This is a genomic window from Litorilituus sediminis (genome assembly GCF_004295665.1).
In the GTDB taxonomy this organism is placed as follows: domain Bacteria; phylum Pseudomonadota; class Gammaproteobacteria; order Enterobacterales; family Alteromonadaceae; genus Colwellia; species Colwellia sediminis.
On the sequence record NZ_CP034759.1, the window covers coordinates 3,954,273 to 3,970,630 of the forward strand.

Consider the following 16,358-nt stretch of genomic DNA (forward strand, 5'->3'; position numbering starts at 1 on the left):
TTGAGAAAAGCCACTTTTTAGTGTAATGCCGATCAGTTAAGGCAAAAAAGTTTGGGGATCAATTGAACGATCCCTACAATATGTAAGAATCCGATAAATAAAGTTTATCGGATTTTTTTATGCGCTTTGAAAGTGAACTTGCTACAGCCTTTAGTTCTTGTAATACCTTCCACACCTTTGAGAAATACGCAGAGTTGCTCTCCCCTGAGTTGATTAAACAAGGCTTTAAACAAGCTGGCGTCGCCACAATTAGAAAAAGGCGCCTACCACTTGAAACCGTGCTTTGGTCAATTATCGGTATGGCACTATATCGTCAGAAGTCGGTTTGGGATATAGCCACTCAGATGGATATCATGTTGCCTGATAAAAAGCCATTAGTGGCACCAAGCGCACTGGTTCAAGCAAGACAAAGGTTAGGCGCAGATGCCGTTAAAGAAGTGTTTAAAGTGATGGCACAGCATGGTTATGAATCGAACCAGTTTGAAACATGGGCGGGCTTGAACCTGCTAGCCGTTGATGGTGTCGTATGGCGAGTCGCCGATACTGCTGAAAACCACAAAGTATTTGAAACGCAAAGTAACCAGCATAGAGAAAATATTTATCCTCAAATCCGTATGGTTTGTCACATGGAAATTACGAGCCACCAGCTAATCAACAGCGTATTTTCAGGTTACCGAACTAATGAAATGAAATTAGCAGAAGGGCTAATAGAAACGACACCAGATAATACATTAACTATCTTCGATAAAGGCTATTACTCGCTTGGTTTGCTCAATCGATGGCATCAAGCAGGAGAACAAAGACACTGGATGATACCAGCTCGTAAAGACTTAAATTACGATGTCATCCAGAGTTTGGGCAAGAATGATAAACGTATTCGGTTAACAACAACGCCTCAAGCTCGTAAAAAATTTAATGACCTACCAGAACATATTGAAGCCAGATTAGTGAGTAAAAAAATTAAAGGTAAAGAGTACCGTATTCTGACCTCAATGGTCGACCCAATACGCTTTCCAAGCGAAGAAATGGTTGAGTTATACCGGTATCGCTGGGAAATAGAATTAGGCTATCGAGAGATGAAACAATCGCTACTTAACAGCGCTTATACTTTAAGAAGCAAGCGACCAGATATGATTGAACAGGAGTTATGGGGACTCCTTCTGTGCTACAACTTGATAAGGCAAGGGATGACAGCGGCAGCAAGAAAGCTTAATAGCACTTGGCCTAATCAGCTTAGCTTCACGAGTTGCTCAATGGCAATTACTCAGTTCTTTGCCACATTGCCTCTGTCTAGCCCTGGCAATATTCCCAAACACTATGAAGCTTTACTGACACAAATGACTTATTTTAAATTACCAGAGCGGCGTGAAGAGAGGCAATACCCAAGGTGGGTTAAGGCAAAACCCCAAAGGTATCCAAGGAATACAAAAAATGCCAATCAGCTTAACTGACTGGCATTACACTTTTTAGTGGCTTTTTTATTGGGAAAAGAAAATAATTGTCAAAAAAAGATAATGTCGGGAAATTAAAAGTTAGTGAAAATTTTTTACGATGAAAATATGCCATTTGCCGAGGAGTTTTTTCGTGATTTTGGTGAGTTAGTGCCATTTTCTGGTCGATCATTGACGGCTGAACAAGTAAAAGATGCCGATGCTTTATTGGTAAGATCGATAACCCAAGTTAATGAAGCGTTATTAGCACAAAACAGCACTATCAGTTTTGTTGGTAGCGCAACCATAGGTACAGATCATGTCGACAAAGAGTATTTAAGTAAACGAGGTATCCGTTTTCATTCTGCCCCTGGTTGTAATGCCATTTCTGTTGCTGAATATGTGGTAAGTGCTTTAGTGGTATTAGCTGAGCGTTACTTAATTGATTTATCTAAGTTAACTGTTGGTATTGTTGGCGCAGGTAACACAGGGACGAGATTAAGTGAAAAACTTGATGCTTTAGGCATTAATTACAAGCTGTGTGACCCTCTTTTAGCAGAAAAACAAAAACACCCTGATTCAAATGACACCCGCCAATATGTCGCACTTGAAGAAGCTTTAACTTGTGATGTTATCTCGCTTCATGTTCCGAAAACTATGTCTGGTGAACATGCTACTTATCAATTGCTTAACAAAGCTAATTTGTCTCAGTTAACCGATAAGCAAATTTTAATCAGTGCTTGTCGTGGGGAAGTAATAGATAATGATGCTTTATTAGCGTTAAAGCAGGCGGGACATGGCGTTAAGCTGGTATTAGACGTATGGCAGGGAGAGCCAAATGTACTACAAGAGTTAATTGCTTACACTGAAATAGCAACCGCCCATATTGCTGGTTATAGCTTAGAAGGAAAAGCTCGTGGCAGCGAAATGCTCTATCAGGCATTATGTCAGCATATCAATTGTACTGAAAAATATCGCTTATCTGACTTTTTGCCTGACCCAAGTATCTCTTTGGTTAAAATAAAGCAAAAATTTGATCAAATAGTACTAAACCAGATAGTGAAAATGGTTTACGATGTCAGAAGAGATGACGCAATTTTTCGTCAGCAATTAGCAGTACAAGGTTTTGACAGTATCAGAAAAAATTATCCGGTAAGACGAGAGTTTTCTGCATTGTCCGTAGCGATTTCAACAGATGCCTATAGTGATGTGCCACATCGCTTAGGTTTTAGTAAAACGTCCAATTAAAAGAGAGAGGATCATGGCACAAAAATTTGATGTATGCATACTTGGCGCAACAGGGCTAGTTGGCAAAACCATTATGGAAATCCTTGAAGAAAGAGACTTTCCAGTCAATAAATTATACCCATTAGCAAGTGCTCGCTCTGCTGGTGAGTTTATTGAATTTAATGGTGAAAGCATTGAAGTGCTAGATGCAGATCATTTTGATTGGAGCCAAGCACAAATTGGCTTCTTCTCAGCAGGCGGTGCTACTTCTGCTAAATATGCACCTTTAGCAGGTGATGCCGGCTGTATTGTTATTGATAATACGTCAGAGTTTCGCTATGAAGCGGATATTCCGTTGGTAGTGCCAGAAGTGAATCCTCATGCATTAGCTGAGTATCGTAATCGTAATATTATTGCTAACCCTAATTGTTCAACCATTCAGATGTTAGTTGCACTTAAGCCTATTCATGATGCTGTTGGTGTTAGTCGAGTAAATGTGAGCACTTATCAATCAGTTTCTGGTGGCGGCAAAGAGTGTATGGATGAGCTTGCTAAGCAAACAGCGGATCTGTTAAGCGGCAAGCCTGTAGAAAGCAAAAACTTTTCACGTCAAATTGCATTTAATGTGATTCCACAAATTGATGTATTTCTTGATAATGGTTATACCAAAGAAGAAATGAAAATGGTTTGGGAAACCAAGAAAATCCTTGGTGATGACAATGTCTTAGTTAACCCGACAGCGGTACGTGTGCCAGTATTCTATGGTCATGGTGAAGCGCTACACATAGAAACTAACGCACCTATTTCTGCGGAAGAAGTGAAAGAGTTATTAGCACAAGCGCCAGGCCTGGTAGTTTGTCCAAATGATGAAGACTTCCCAACGCAAATTGGCGATGCCAGTGGTAAGGATGAGACTTACGTGGGTCGTATTCGTGAAGATATCAGCCACAATAGCGGCATAAATATGTGGATTGTTGCTGATAATGTTCGCAAAGGTGCGGCAACTAACAGTGTTCAAATCGCCGAATTGTTGATTAAAGAGCATCTTAACTAAGCTAGTATAATAAAGAACAATTTTAAGCTGTTCTTATAAAGAACACTTAAGCTTTTCAAAAACCCGTCGTTAACGAGAGTAGTTAATGACGGGTTTTTTATTTTTTAGCCTATTAAATTCTTTTTTACTCGAATAAAGCAAGACAAATCAAAGCACTTTGGTATAAGCTTTGCTTATTTTACAAATAGAAATAAATATCGTCTCTTTAAGCCTTTTGCCGTCAATTACTTGGCACACCATTATTTTTTGCTTAAAGTGGCCTTATAATAATAAACGCTATTGGTAACGGTACTAATGGCTAGCGATCTCAATACTAGGAAGTCTCAATGCAAAATATAGTACGTCTGTGCCTATGGCCGCTTGTTATTATTAGCATATTGTTCGTGCAAATGCCCATTATGGCTGAGGAAGAGCGTGGCATTCGCATGCGAGGCCCTAAAAGTACCGATGTATTTCCTTATGATCGTTATGGGCCAATCACCTCAAGAGACACCCTTTGGAATATTGCTTTAACCGTTCGACCTGATAGCCGTTTAACGGTTTATCAAGTAATGCAGGCGTTATTTCAAGAAAACCCGCAAGCCTTTGTTGAAAATAATCGTAATCATTTAGTAGAAGGTCAATACATCAAGATTCCTTCGTTTGAACGCATGATGTCAATTGACAGCCAAATTGCTCGCAAAAACACTGAGATGGATGAGCAAGCTTGGCAAGATAAACAACCTAAAATTGTTAAGCCTAAGAAAAAAGCAGCAGAGCCGAGCGTTAATAAAAAAGATCTTGATACCGTAAAGGTTGAGATCAATGAGCAAATCAAAACCCTTGATAGTGCCCAGCAGCAAAGATTAGAAACCATACAAAATGATGTTTTAGACTCCATTGATGGCTTGCAAGCGATTTTAAAAGAGAATGAATCGTTAAGACAACGTTTGACCTCATTTAGCGATAAGCTAGGAGTGATGCAAGCAGAAGTGGCTAAAGGCAAAGAAATCAAGTCGCAAATGGATGACATGATTAAGCTGCAACAAGAGTTGCTTGCTAAAGCTGAAGCGCGAGAACAACAGCTGTTATTAGAAAAACAACAAGCTGAATTAGAAAAAAATGACTTTACCTCGAGCTTCTGGTTTACCGTGTTAATGTCTACTGTGCCTGCTTTGCTGATACTTTCTATTGCTTTTTTCATCCTAAGACGCGGCAATAAAGATAACGAGCAATTTGCTGAAGACTTATTTGAGCCAAAAGCCAAAGCAGCCAAAGTTAGCGATGAAAGCAAGAGCTTAGATGATGAACTTGGCTTAGATGACGATTTATCTTTAGATGATGACTTAGGGTTAACTGATGATTTATCAATTGATGATGAGTTAGGCCTAGATGACGATTTATCGTTAGACGATGAATTGGATTTAGATGATGAACTTAACTTAGATGATGATTTGTCAATTGATCTGCTTGAAGGTGATGACAAAGAAAGTGAAGATGATGCCATTCATCTTGATGATGATGACGCCTTAGATGATTTAGACGATTTGGAAGACATCTTATTAGATGATGATAGTGACGTTGAAACATTAGAAGGCGGTGAGCTTGGTCAAGGAGATTTAGATTCTTTGTTGTCAGGTCTTGATGAAGAAGCTGAAGATGAACCGGCTGAGAGTGTCGGTGAAGCATTGCCAGGTGGAGAACTCAATCAAAATGATTTGAATGATTTATTGGGGAGCCTAGATGAAGAGCAAGCCGATGATGAAGTGGATGCCGACTCTATTATTGAAACAGATGATGTTATCGAAGATGAAGTAGGCATTGAAGAAATAGATATTGATGAAGCCTTAGAACAAGCGACTAAAGCAAAACAGCCCTCAGCTGAATTAGACGATAGTGCTGAAGCTACAGACCCTGATGATATTGATGCTTTACTTGATTCTATGGGCACTGAGTCTAGTGAAGATAAAGCGGAAGAAGAACCTGCGCCAGAAGCTTCAGTTGCCGATGACTTGCCAGATGAAGTCACCGATCCTGATGATATTGATGCTTTACTTGATTCTATGGGCGCTGAGTCTAGTGACGATAAAGCACAAGAAGAAACAACAGCTCCAGCTGAAGAACCAGTGCCAGAAGCTTCAGTTGCCGATGACTTGCCAGATGAAGTCACCGATCCAGATGATATTGATGCTTTACTTGATTCAATGGGCACTGATTCTAGTGACGATAAAGTAGAAGAAGAAACAACAGCTCCAGCTGAAGAGCCTGCGCAAGCATCTTCAGTCGCGGATGATTTGCCAGATGAAGTCACCGATCCTGATGATATAGACGCTTTACTTGACTCTATGGGCGCTGAGTCTAGTGACGATAAAGCGGAAGAAGAAACAACAGCTCCAGCTGAAGAGCCTGCGATAGAAGCTTCAGTAGCTGATGAATTGCCAGACGAAGTCACAGACCCTGATGATATAGACGCTTTACTTGACTCTATGGGCACTGAGTCTAGTGACGATAAAGCGGAAGAAGAAACAGCAACTCCAGCTGAAGAAGCAGTGCCAGAATCTTCTGTAGCCGATGACTTGCCGGATGAAGTAACCGATCCTGATGATATAGACGCTTTACTTGATTCTATGGGCGCTGAGTCTAGTGACGATAAAGCGGAAGAAGAAACAGCAACTCCAGCTGAAGAAGCAGTGCCAGAATCTTCTGTAGCCGATGACTTGCCAGATGAAGTAACCGATCCTGATGATATAGACGCTTTACTTGATTCTATGGGCGCTGAGTCTAGTGACGATAAAGCAGAAGAAGAATCACCAACAGATTCAGTGGCAGAAGCTTCAGTAGCCGATGACTTGCCAGATGAAGTAACCGATCCTGATGATATAGACGCTTTACTTGATTCTATGGGCGCTGAGTCTAGTGATGATAAAGCAGAAGAAGAAACAACAGCTCCAGCTGAAGAACCTGCGCCAGAAGCTTCAGTTGCCGATGACTTGCCAGATGAAGTTACTGATCCTGATGATATAGACGCTTTACTTGATTCTATGGGGGCAGATGTTCACGAGGTTGAAGATAAACCTGTAGAAGAGCAAGTTCCGTCAGGGGCTTCGCAAGCAATGGCAACTGATGCCTTAGTTGATGAGAATGAGCAAGCTGAGCCAGTCGATTCAGAAAATGCAGATAAGATAGCACAAATGACTGCTGAATATGTTGAGCCGTTCTTAACTGCTGATTTTAGCGATGTCTTAACAGGCAAGATTGAAGATACGCAAGAGCTTTCTTCAGAAGAGCAGGTGCAAGAGCCAGACGTTGATGCGGCAATTGATGATGAAATTGATATAGATGCCTTAATCTCAGAAGTAAATGACGCAGCAAACAGTGGTGCAGCAAGCGACGAGCCATCAGTAAGTGATGAACTATTGGATGTTGGTGATAGCTTACTTGATGACAGTAACGCGGCTGTGCCAGATTTTTCTGATGAAAATGTTTTGGCAGATCTCTTGTCAGAAAATGAAGCAGAAATGTCTTCTGATGAAGTTGTTGACGATGTTGTCGAAGATGCCGATAGTCACAGCCAAGCGACAGAAATAGAAGATATTGAAGAGCTGGATAATGTCGACTTTGATGAGTTGCTAGCTAACATTGAAGAAGATAACCAAGCTGCTGATATTGAAAATGCGCCGATATTAGATGATATCGGTGACTCGATTACAGATACGGTTGAAGCAGAAGAACAGCCAAATGAAGCAGAAAAAGCACCTGAAAAATCTGCTTCGCAAGACTATGTTTCTGTCGATGACTTATTAACTGAGTCCATGCTTGAAGTTGAAGAAAGCGAGCCTTACGATAAAGCTAATATTGATGTCGGTTTAAATGAGTATTCAGAGTTTGCTGAAGATGCCAATGCAGTCGATGTTGATGAGCAGAGTGATATTACTGGTAAGTTAGACTTAGCTAAAATGTATTTAGAAATAGGTGATAATGATAATGCTCAAGCAGCTCTGCAAGAGGTAATTAATCAAGGTGATAGTGAACAGCAAGCATATGCTCAGGAACTTCTGGATAGTATCAAATAGAAATTTAATACCAATTGAATTAACTATTTGCTCATTCAGCGAGAATTAAAAGGCTTATAGGCAAGGCATTGATTGCAGAGAATGGCTTTTCCCTTGTCAAAATCAATAACACCGCATATAAGCCTTTTAAACTCGCCCTTGGGAGCTTGTCAGGAAGATGATAATTTCACAAATTTCTTTGCTGGAGAATGACTACAGCAGCATAAATTTTCTTTATTCTCACCACCCTGACACAGCTCTGAACTGTTCAAATAATTATTTCACTTGGTATAAAGCATAGCATAGCGCATTAAAATAAAGGATAATGCGCTGAAATTTTGAATGTGATGTGTTTTAAGGTGGCAACTTCTTATGCGTTATGCGTTAGGTGTTGAGTATGACGGTAAAAATTACTGTGGTTGGCAACGGCAAAAATCGGTTAAAAGTGTTCAGGAAACACTAGAAAAAGCCTTGTCAAAAATTGCAGATGAACCCATTGAAGTTGTTTGTGCTGGTCGCACTGATACTGGGGTTAATGCAACTAATCAGGTTGTGCATTTTGATACTGATAAAATAAGAAAAGATGTTGCTTGGACCTTAGGCGTTAATACCCATCTACCTAAAGATATATCGGTAACTTGGGTAAAACAAGTTTCAACAGAGTTTCACGCTAGGTTTAGCGCTACCGCAAGGCGCTATCGTTATATTATTTATAATAATAATTTAAGAAGCGCCATTTTAAGTCATGGCATTAGCCACTGTCATTATCCTCTGGATGAGCAGCTTATGCAGGAAGGAGCGCAGCACCTTATTGGTCGACATGACTTTACTTCCTTTAGAACAGTTCACTGTCAATCGCATTCACCAGTACGCACTATAGAGCACTGTCAAGTGACCCGTCATGGTCAGTATATTGTTGTTGATATTAAAGCAAATGCATTTTTACATCACATGGTTAGAAACATTGTTGGTAGTTTAATGCGTGTTGGTCAATCACTAGAAAAAACGACTTGGATAAAAGACGTCCTAGCATTAAAAAATCGTTGTATGGCAGGTGTAACAGCACTACCTGAAGGTCTCTATTTTGTTGATGTTGACTACCCTGAAGAGTTTGAAATCCCCAAGCGCAATTTAGGGCCATTATTTCTCTAGTCTTTCTGGTCGCTTAGGCTGATTTTTCACCTAAATTGGCATTATGAAAGTATGTGATACAAAAAGTTACACAGCAGACCAGTTTTTTATATAAAATATGGGCTAAACTGTGCTCTAATACGCGGTTTAAATTAGCATTATTTTAAAATGATGATTGATGAACAAGTTTTCATCAGTTAATCGATTTATATTCGTTGCAACAGGCAAAAATAAAATTATGAGCTGGATAGAAAAGATTCTCCCTAAGGCAAAGTCAACACAAAAGCGCAATATCCCTGAAGGGGTATGGAGTAAGTGTACATCATGTAATGCCGTACTTTATAAAACTGAATTAGATCGACAAATTTCAGTATGTCCAAAATGTGATCACCATATGCGCATCAGTGCTCGTAAGCGTATTGATAGCTTTTTGGATCAAGACAATCGTTTAGAGCTTGGTGAAGAGCTTGAAGCGCAAGACGTGCTTAAATTTAAAGATTCAAAGCGATATAAAGATCGTTTAAGTTCAGCACGTAAAAATACCGGTGAAAAGGATGCTCTGGTTGTAATGAAAGGTGAATTACATGGTATGCCGGTTGTCGCGGCTGCGTTTGAGTTCTCATTTTTAGGTGGCTCAATGGCGTCGGTAGTTGGCGCACGCTTTGTTAAAGGTGTCGAGTACTGTTTAGAGCACAACTTGCCATTTATTTGCTTCTCAGCAAGTGGTGGTGCTCGTATGCAAGAAGCATTGTTCTCATTAATGCAAATGGCAAAAACCAGTGCAGCGTTAGCTAAAATGAGTGAAAAAGGCTTACCTTATGTTTCTGTATTAACAGATCCAACTATGGGTGGTGTTTCAGCAAGTTTGGCTATGTTAGGTGATATTAATGTTGCTGAGCCAAAAGCCTTAATTGGTTTTGCTGGCCCTCGTGTAATTGAACAAACAGTACGCGAAAAATTACCAGAAGGGTTCCAACGTAGTGAATTCTTATTGGAAAAAGGGGCTATTGATATGATTGTTGATCGCCGCGAAATGAGACCAACCTTAGCGCGTATGTTAGCTAAGTTTATGGGACACCCAAGCCCAGTAGCTTAAACCTATTCATGACTATGTTTGAAAACAATTCAAGCCACTCAAAAGACTTATCAAGTCTTGATGAGTGGCTTTCTTATTTAGAAACCATCCACTTTACCGAAATTGATTTGGGCTTAACGCGTATTAGCCAAGTAGCTAAAAGGCTAAATATTTGTTTTGACTTTGCCACTGTAATTACCGTAGCAGGGACCAATGGTAAAGGAACAAGCTGCGCATTTTTAGAAAATGCATTACTGGATAAAGCCAATATAAATCAATTAACTGATAGCGAAAAAAACCTTAAATCTTCAGGCGTCGCTGTTTATTCATCACCGCATATCAAGCGCTTTAATGAAAGACTTAGAGTTAATCAAGAAGATGTCTCTGATGAGCTTTTTATCCAAGCCTTTAAACAAGTAGAACAAGCTCGGCAAGAGATATCATTAAGCTATTATGAGTACACAACGTTAGCAGCGTTTTTGATATTAATGCAGCTTAAGCCTCGCGTTATTATCTTAGAAGTGGGCTTAGGTGGACGACTTGATGCTACTAACATAATTGATGCTGATGTTTCGGTGCTCACGACCATAGATTTAGATCACCAAGCCTTTTTAGGTGACACTCGTGAAAAAATTGGCTTTGAAAAAGCAGGTATTATGCGCGCTGAACAAATCATTGTTGTTGGCGATATAGATGCACCGAAATCAGTGATAGCTCATGCTAATTCTTTAGCAAGTCATGATGGTGTGGACAATGCGTTGTTGAGTGTGCGCAATAAAGATTTTTACATAACAGAGCAAGCTGGCGGGTTTTGGTCTTGGCATTACCAGAGTAGGGTGTTAACCGATTTAGTAAGACCACATATTCCTCGTGATAATGTTGCTACTGCACTAATGGTGCTAACAAAGCTAGGTGTTGAGCTTAGCACAACATCTGTAAATGCTATTATTGAAGCAACTAAAGTTGCCGGCAGAACGGAGTTGATATCTCCAGGTGATATTAAGCATTATCAACTGCAGTGTGATGTTATGCTAGATGTTGGTCATAACCCGCAAGCAGCACGCTATTTAGCGCAGCAGCTAGCTAAGCTAAAAGAGCAAGGTAGGTATGTTAATGTGCATGCTGTGATTGCTATGCTAGTTGATAAAGATATTGAAAGTAGCTTAAATGCCCTTAAAAGTGAGGTTGAGCATTGGTATATTGGTCAGCTTTCTGTGCCTAGGGCTTCAACAGCTGAACAGGCGGCAAGCAGTTTGCGTGCAAGTGGTGATGCAGTCAATTGCTTTGACAATGTCACTGAGGCATTTAAAATAGCCAATGAAAATGCTAATTCCAATGATCTAATTTTAGTGTGTGGCTCTTTCTTTACTGTCGCAGAGATCAGAGAGTTATTGCTACAAAGCTAGTGTTTATTATTGGTTGTCTATTTGGAGTATACCTTGTCTACACCTTTTCAAAATCGTCTGGTTGGTACCATCATAGTAGCTGCCATTATTGTTATATTTTTACCTGATATTTTAGATGGTAAGAAAAATAGCAATAAGGCAGAGTTTGAGTCTATTCCACAAACGCCAGTTTTTCAGGGCAAGCTAACTGATCGAAAGTTTCCTACAGATAAGCTAGAGTCTAGAGCTGAGCCTAGCTTGAGTAATGAAACAGCGCTTGATGAGGTGGTTGCTGAGAATGATACTTCGTTAGAGGATTCAGCTAAAGAAGCCATTAACATTTCGATAGAGCAAGAAACTTCAACCGCTAAAATATCGCCAGCTAAGCAAGATGAAGAGATTGTTGAGAAGGTTGCTACAAGCGCACTACCAGAGAAAGCAGAAGTTAAACAGGCGTGGGTAATACATTTAGGTAGTTTTAAACATAAGCAAAATGTTGCCCAGTTATTAGCGAAATTAAAGGATAATGGTTACACCGCTTTTACTAGGCCAATTAAAACCAAGCAAGGTACATTAACCAAGGTTTTTATCGGTCCTGAGTTAATAAAATCCTCATTAACTAAGAAGCTGCCAGCGCTGAAGAAGTTGACAAATACGCAAGGTAAAGTCGCTCCGTTTGAGCCACTTAAATAGATAAAATTCGATAAAATAGTAGGGTTCTTTTGTCGCTTCTGTTAGAATGCGCGCCTCTAATCATTGAGAAACTCAAATTATGGTTTGGATAGATTACGCCATTTTGGCAGTTATAGGTGTGTCAACACTGATTAGCTTGGTACGAGGCTTTGTCAAGGAAGCTGTTTCATTAGCTGTGTGGATTAGTGCCTTCTTTATCGCCAGTAGTTTTTACGCAAACCTAGCCAATCTTCTCACCAATATTTCTGATGAGTTTTTACGTAATGCGGCTGCTGTCGCCATTCTTTTTATAACCACCTTAATTCTTGGTGCGTTGGTTAATTATGTAATAGGTCAATTAGTAAATAAAACCGGGCTGTCAGGCACAGATCGTGTATTAGGTCTCGTCTTTGGCGCAATGCGAGGTGTGCTTGTTGTCAGTGCCGTTTTATTTTTTATGGATGCATTCACCAGTGCGGCTAGCGCAGCTTGGTGGAAGAGCTCTCAATTAATTCCTGAGTTTACCTTGGTGATTGAATGGTTTTTTGAATATATCAAAGAAACCTCAAGTTTTTTAACTAACTAGTACAGCTAGTTGCTTTGATACGGATTGTTCCGTTATATGCTCTCAATAGCTTTTGTTGATAGCGTTAAAATACTCACTTAGTTGCATGCTGTAGCATGTTACTAAGTGCCGTACTATTTATTTTGTGGAGAAAATTTCATGTGTGGTATTGTTGGCATTGTCGGTAAAACCCCTGTTAGTCAATATTTATATGATGGTTTAACGGTACTTCAACACCGCGGCCAAGATGCAGCGGGTATTGTCACTATTCATGACAATACGTTTAGGTTACGTAAAGCAAACGGCTTAGTGAAAGATGTCTTTCATACTCGTCATATGTTGCGCTTACAAGGTAATATCGGTATCGGCCATATTCGCTATCCAACCGCTGGAACGTCTAGCTCATCGGAAGCTCAGCCGTTTTATGCTAACTCTCCTTTTGGTATTTCACTCGCTCATAATGGTAACTTAACCAATGCTGATGAATTAAAGCAATGGTTACAAACTGAAGCCCGCCGTCATGTAAATACCACCTCTGATTCTGAATTATTATTAAATATTTTAGGCCATGAACTTCAGCAAACTGAAAACTTAGCATTAACACCAGATGATATCTTTACTGCCATAGGTAATGTGCACAAGCGTGTGCGTGGTGCTTATGCTACAGTGGCTCTGATTATCGGTCACGGTATGGTGGCATTTCGTGATCCTAACGGTATTCGCCCACTAGTATTTGGTAAGCGTGAAACTGAACACGGTGTTGAGTACATGGTTGCCTCAGAGTCGGTTGCTCTTGATGCTTGTTCATTTGAGTTTGTTCGTGATATTGCACCAGGCGAAGCTATTTTCTTCTCTGAAAATGGTCAAATTCATAGTCATCAATGTGCAGAAAACCCAGTTTATAATCCGTGTATTTTTGAGTTTGTATACTTTGCTCGCCCTGACTCGACAATTGATAAGATGTCTGTTTATGCATCAAGAGTTGAGATGGGTACTAAGCTTGGTAAGAAGATTGCCTCAGAATGGGAAGATGTTGATATTGATGTCGTGATTCCTATTCCTGAAACATCGTGTGATATTGCTTTACAAATTGCACATGAACTTGATATTCCATATCGTCAAGGCTTTGTTAAGAACCGCTATATTGGCCGTACTTTCATTATGCCAGGCCAAGCTCAGCGTAAGAAGTCTGTTCGTCAAAAGCTAAATGCAATTAGCGCTGAATTTAAAGGCAAGAATGTACTTTTAGTTGATGACTCGATTGTGCGTGGCACAACATCTGAGCAAATTATAGAGATGGCTCGTGCTTCTGGCGCGAAAAAAGTTTATTTTGCTTCTGCGGCACCTGAAGTTCGCTTCCCGAATGTATATGGTATCGATATGCCGAGTGCGAATGAGCTGGTTGCTCATGGCAGAGAGCTAGATGATATTTGTTCATTAATTGGTGCTGATAAATTAATTTATCAATCAATTGATGACTTGGTTACTGCTGTGAGTTTAGGAAACCCTGAGATTAAATCATTTGACACTTCTGTATTCGATGGCAATTATGTCACTAATGATATTGATCAGACCTACTTAGAGCGCCTTGATGCATTGCGTAATAATACAAGCAAAGAAAAATCAGATAAAAACGCAGACTCTATCATTGATATGCACAACGAAGGTGCAGAATAATCAATTAAGCTTTTGAGTTGATATACAAAAAAGCACTAACTTTGAAAAGGTTAGTGCTTTTTTATTGCGTGTTATTTATTACCTATCTAAATTGCTAAGCAACGAATTCAGGGCCAAAGCCCATACTCCACATGATAACGGTAAATGCTAGAATAGCTACTAACAATACCAGTCCACAAGTAACTACTGAGCTAGAGTAGATAAAGCCTTTTTCTTCTGGAATATTCATCATAATAGGTACGCCAGAGTAGAGTAGGTAAACCGAATATGCGACGGCGCACATGCCGGCTAAGGCGACAAACCAAAGTACCGGGTATAGCGCAGCAACGCCAATCATTAATACCGGCGTTGCGGTATAGGCTGCTAGCTCTAAACTTTGAACAAAGTTAGGTGAGGAATCAAAGGTTTTAGCCATCCATTGAATTAAATAAGCTAACGAAAATACCCCAAAAACTAAGGCAAAATACATAGATATTGCCATTAAAGTAGCGCTGGATTTACTGATGGTGATTGGGTCGCCTACACCTATAGTCCAACCAATATGTGCTGCGGCATAATAGCCACATATCGATGGAATTAATGAAATGGTTAGAATATGCATCAAGCTGTACATTAAGCTTTCATGACGCTTTTCTATAGTATGCCATTCATCTTTCGGGTGAGCGTATAAACCCCAAATGTGATTTAGTATCATTATTATGTCCTCTTGCAATCCAAATAGCGGAACAACTCAAGCCACTAATAAGTATATCGACTGTAGTATTTTTTTATTGTCGATACTTAAGTTATGGAATAAAGACGTGCTTTCGTCAAGAATTGACTTAAAAACAATCAATAATTATCTGTTTTTTACACTTTTAATAACTTTAAGTGCTAATAGGTGCAGGTGAGTTAGCTAACTTTAATGCGCACTATGTTCATTACTTCAATCTCAAAACCAGCTACTTCTTCTTTGCTTGGATAGTAAGTAATATTGACCCGTTGACCATTTAACGATTTATACAGCTGTTTGCGTTTATATTTAAACGGTACATTGATATTTTCCAGCATTAAGGTGTTGATATACCAATCGTCTTGTTCTCGTTGTACATGAGAGATAACTTTAATACCTTCAGTATGTGTTAACGATTGATGCTTGTAGGCAAGTTTTTTACCTGCAGATGAATTATTAAGCGGTGCTTTAAAGTTGCCGGCCATAAGTTTGATCTTGCCTGGTTAATTGCAATATTTTTCTAGTATCTCAATAAATTCGCTTTTAAAATAGTGGTATTGAAAATATTACGCCTTATTTATTATGTCTGAAGCTGAGCAGTTATTAGCACCTATCAATCAATTCCTTCAATGTGAAACGCCTGATTCATGGATAGAAGAAGCGAAAAAGCCTGAAAATTTGCCTATTATCCTGAAAGATCATTTAGCTTGTGAGCTAAAGGCGGGGCAAACAGCCATGTTTCTTATACGTAAATATGCTGTCGATAAAGAAAGTGGTCAGCTTTTATTTGATTGGTTTAAGCCGTATGAAGACTATCTTTACCGAAAAAAAGGCTCGCTTGATTCATTGGCAAAGATTAGCTCGCCATCTAAAGCATTGTTACCTAAAACGGATTCACCTTATAGCCAAGATTTAATCGACAAGATGGTGATGCTAATTAAAGAAGAGCTACACCACTTTTTTCAAGTATTAGAGATCATGATAGCTCGCGAGATACCGTATGATGGTATTACTGCTGGGCGTTACGCTAAGGGCATGATGTCGCATGTAAAAACGTATGAGCCGGATGCCTTAATTGATAAGCTGATTATTGGTGCCTTTATTGAAGCAAGATCTTGCGAACGCTTTGCTAAACTTGCGCCTCACTTAGATGATGAACTAAATAAGTTTTATATTTCTTTATTGCGTTCAGAAGCTAGGCATTATCAAGATTATATTACCCTAGCTGAGCAAGTTGCTGGTACTTGTATTAAAGACAGAGTGGCGCATTTTGCTAAAGTAGAAGCTGAATTGATCTCAAGCCCTGATAGTGACTTTAAGTTTCACAGTGGTGCGCCAGTAGCAAATTAATGTCGATAGAGAGTAAAGCCAGAAAACTTCTGGCTAATTATTTTGATGA

General features: G+C 39.6%; 13 protein-coding genes. 11 read left to right on the forward strand and 2 right to left on the reverse strand.

What is annotated here, in order from left to right:
- The first annotated feature begins 119 nt into the window (after positions 1-119).
- From EMK97_RS17530 to purF, 10 genes are all read left to right on the forward strand, one after another.
- Positions 120-1,451 (forward strand): IS4 family transposase, encoded by a 1,332-nt coding sequence (locus EMK97_RS17530; protein WP_130599454.1) that lies wholly within the window; start codon positions 120-122, stop codon positions 1,449-1,451.
- An 84-nt stretch (positions 1,452-1,535) separates the two neighbouring features.
- Positions 1,536-2,678 (forward strand): 4-phosphoerythronate dehydrogenase, encoded by a 1,143-nt coding sequence (locus EMK97_RS17535; RefSeq protein ID WP_130604075.1) that lies wholly within the window; start codon positions 1,536-1,538, stop codon positions 2,676-2,678.
- A 13-nt stretch (positions 2,679-2,691) separates the two neighbouring features.
- Complete coding sequence (locus EMK97_RS17540) at positions 2,692-3,711, forward strand: aspartate-semialdehyde dehydrogenase (RefSeq protein WP_130604076.1); 1,020 nt, start codon at positions 2,692-2,694, stop codon at positions 3,709-3,711.
- Positions 3,712-4,037: 326 nt separating this feature from the next.
- The gene (locus EMK97_RS17545) at positions 4,038-7,763 is read left to right on the forward strand and encodes a FimV/HubP family polar landmark protein (protein ID WP_130604077.1); all 3,726 of its coding nucleotides are present in this window, start codon (positions 4,038-4,040) and stop codon (positions 7,761-7,763) included.
- A 351-nt stretch (positions 7,764-8,114) separates the two neighbouring features.
- Positions 8,115-8,894: a tRNA pseudouridine(38-40) synthase TruA gene (gene truA / locus EMK97_RS17550; RefSeq protein ID WP_130604078.1), complete on the forward strand. Its 780-nt coding sequence runs from the start codon at positions 8,115-8,117 to the stop codon at positions 8,892-8,894.
- Between the two features lie 217 nt (positions 8,895-9,111).
- A complete protein-coding gene (gene accD / locus EMK97_RS17555) occupies positions 9,112-9,969 on the forward strand; it encodes an acetyl-CoA carboxylase, carboxyltransferase subunit beta (RefSeq protein WP_130604079.1) in 858 nt (285 codons plus the stop codon).
- 8 nt (positions 9,970-9,977) lie between these two features.
- Positions 9,978-11,354: a bifunctional tetrahydrofolate synthase/dihydrofolate synthase gene (gene folC, locus EMK97_RS17560; protein ID WP_246028827.1), complete on the forward strand. Its 1,377-nt coding sequence runs from the start codon at positions 9,978-9,980 to the stop codon at positions 11,352-11,354.
- Positions 11,355-11,387: 33 nt separating this feature from the next.
- On the forward strand, positions 11,388-12,026 hold the full coding sequence (locus tag EMK97_RS17565; RefSeq protein WP_130604080.1) for an SPOR domain-containing protein: 639 nt from the start codon (positions 11,388-11,390) through the stop codon (positions 12,024-12,026).
- Positions 12,027-12,105: 79 nt separating this feature from the next.
- On the forward strand, positions 12,106-12,591 hold the full coding sequence (locus tag EMK97_RS17570; protein ID WP_130604081.1) for a CvpA family protein: 486 nt from the start codon (positions 12,106-12,108) through the stop codon (positions 12,589-12,591).
- Between the two features lie 138 nt (positions 12,592-12,729).
- Positions 12,730-14,247 (forward strand): amidophosphoribosyltransferase, encoded by a 1,518-nt coding sequence (gene purF, locus EMK97_RS17575; RefSeq protein WP_130604082.1) that lies wholly within the window; start codon positions 12,730-12,732, stop codon positions 14,245-14,247.
- A 94-nt stretch (positions 14,248-14,341) separates the two neighbouring features.
- On the opposite strand, the gene EMK97_RS17580 is transcribed toward purF, so the two are convergent.
- Both EMK97_RS17580 and EMK97_RS17585 read right to left on the reverse strand, forming a co-directional pair.
- Positions 14,342-14,941: a Yip1 family protein gene (locus tag EMK97_RS17580; RefSeq protein ID WP_130604083.1), complete on the reverse strand. Its 600-nt coding sequence runs from the start codon at positions 14,939-14,941 to the stop codon at positions 14,342-14,344.
- 197 nt (positions 14,942-15,138) lie between these two features.
- Positions 15,139-15,444, reverse strand: coding sequence for a hypothetical protein (locus EMK97_RS17585; RefSeq protein WP_130604084.1), 306 nt, complete (start codon positions 15,442-15,444; stop codon positions 15,139-15,141).
- 97 nt (positions 15,445-15,541) lie between these two features.
- Between EMK97_RS17585 and miaE the strand changes: the two genes are divergently transcribed.
- Entirely contained in the window at positions 15,542-16,309 is a 768-nt protein-coding gene (gene miaE / locus EMK97_RS17590) for a tRNA isopentenyl-2-thiomethyl-A-37 hydroxylase MiaE (protein WP_130604085.1), read from the forward strand.
- Positions 16,310-16,358 lie beyond the last annotated feature (49 nt).

Excerpts from the sequence above, each read along its gene's own strand:
- accD (WP_130604079.1), top strand. The coding sequence starts at position 9,112 with ATGAGCTGGATAGAAAAGATTCTCCCTAAGGCAAAGTCAACACAAAAG.
- EMK97_RS17580 (WP_130604083.1), bottom strand. The coding sequence starts at position 14,941 with ATGATACTAAATCACATTTGGGGTTTATACGCTCACCCGAAAGATGAA.
- miaE (WP_130604085.1), top strand. The coding sequence starts at position 15,542 with ATGTCTGAAGCTGAGCAGTTATTAGCACCTATCAATCAATTCCTTCAA.
- EMK97_RS17570 (WP_130604081.1), top strand. The coding sequence starts at position 12,106 with ATGGTTTGGATAGATTACGCCATTTTGGCAGTTATAGGTGTGTCAACA.
- EMK97_RS17545 (WP_130604077.1), top strand. The coding sequence starts at position 4,038 with ATGCAAAATATAGTACGTCTGTGCCTATGGCCGCTTGTTATTATTAGC.
- EMK97_RS17540 (WP_130604076.1), top strand. The coding sequence starts at position 2,692 with ATGGCACAAAAATTTGATGTATGCATACTTGGCGCAACAGGGCTAGTT.
- EMK97_RS17585 (WP_130604084.1), bottom strand. The coding sequence starts at position 15,444 with ATGGCCGGCAACTTTAAAGCACCGCTTAATAATTCATCTGCAGGTAAA.
- folC (WP_246028827.1), top strand. The coding sequence starts at position 9,978 with ATGACTATGTTTGAAAACAATTCAAGCCACTCAAAAGACTTATCAAGT.
- truA (WP_130604078.1), top strand. The coding sequence starts at position 8,115 with ATGCGTTATGCGTTAGGTGTTGAGTATGACGGTAAAAATTACTGTGGT.
- purF (WP_130604082.1), top strand. The coding sequence starts at position 12,730 with ATGTGTGGTATTGTTGGCATTGTCGGTAAAACCCCTGTTAGTCAATAT.
- EMK97_RS17530 (WP_130599454.1), top strand. The coding sequence starts at position 120 with ATGCGCTTTGAAAGTGAACTTGCTACAGCCTTTAGTTCTTGTAATACC.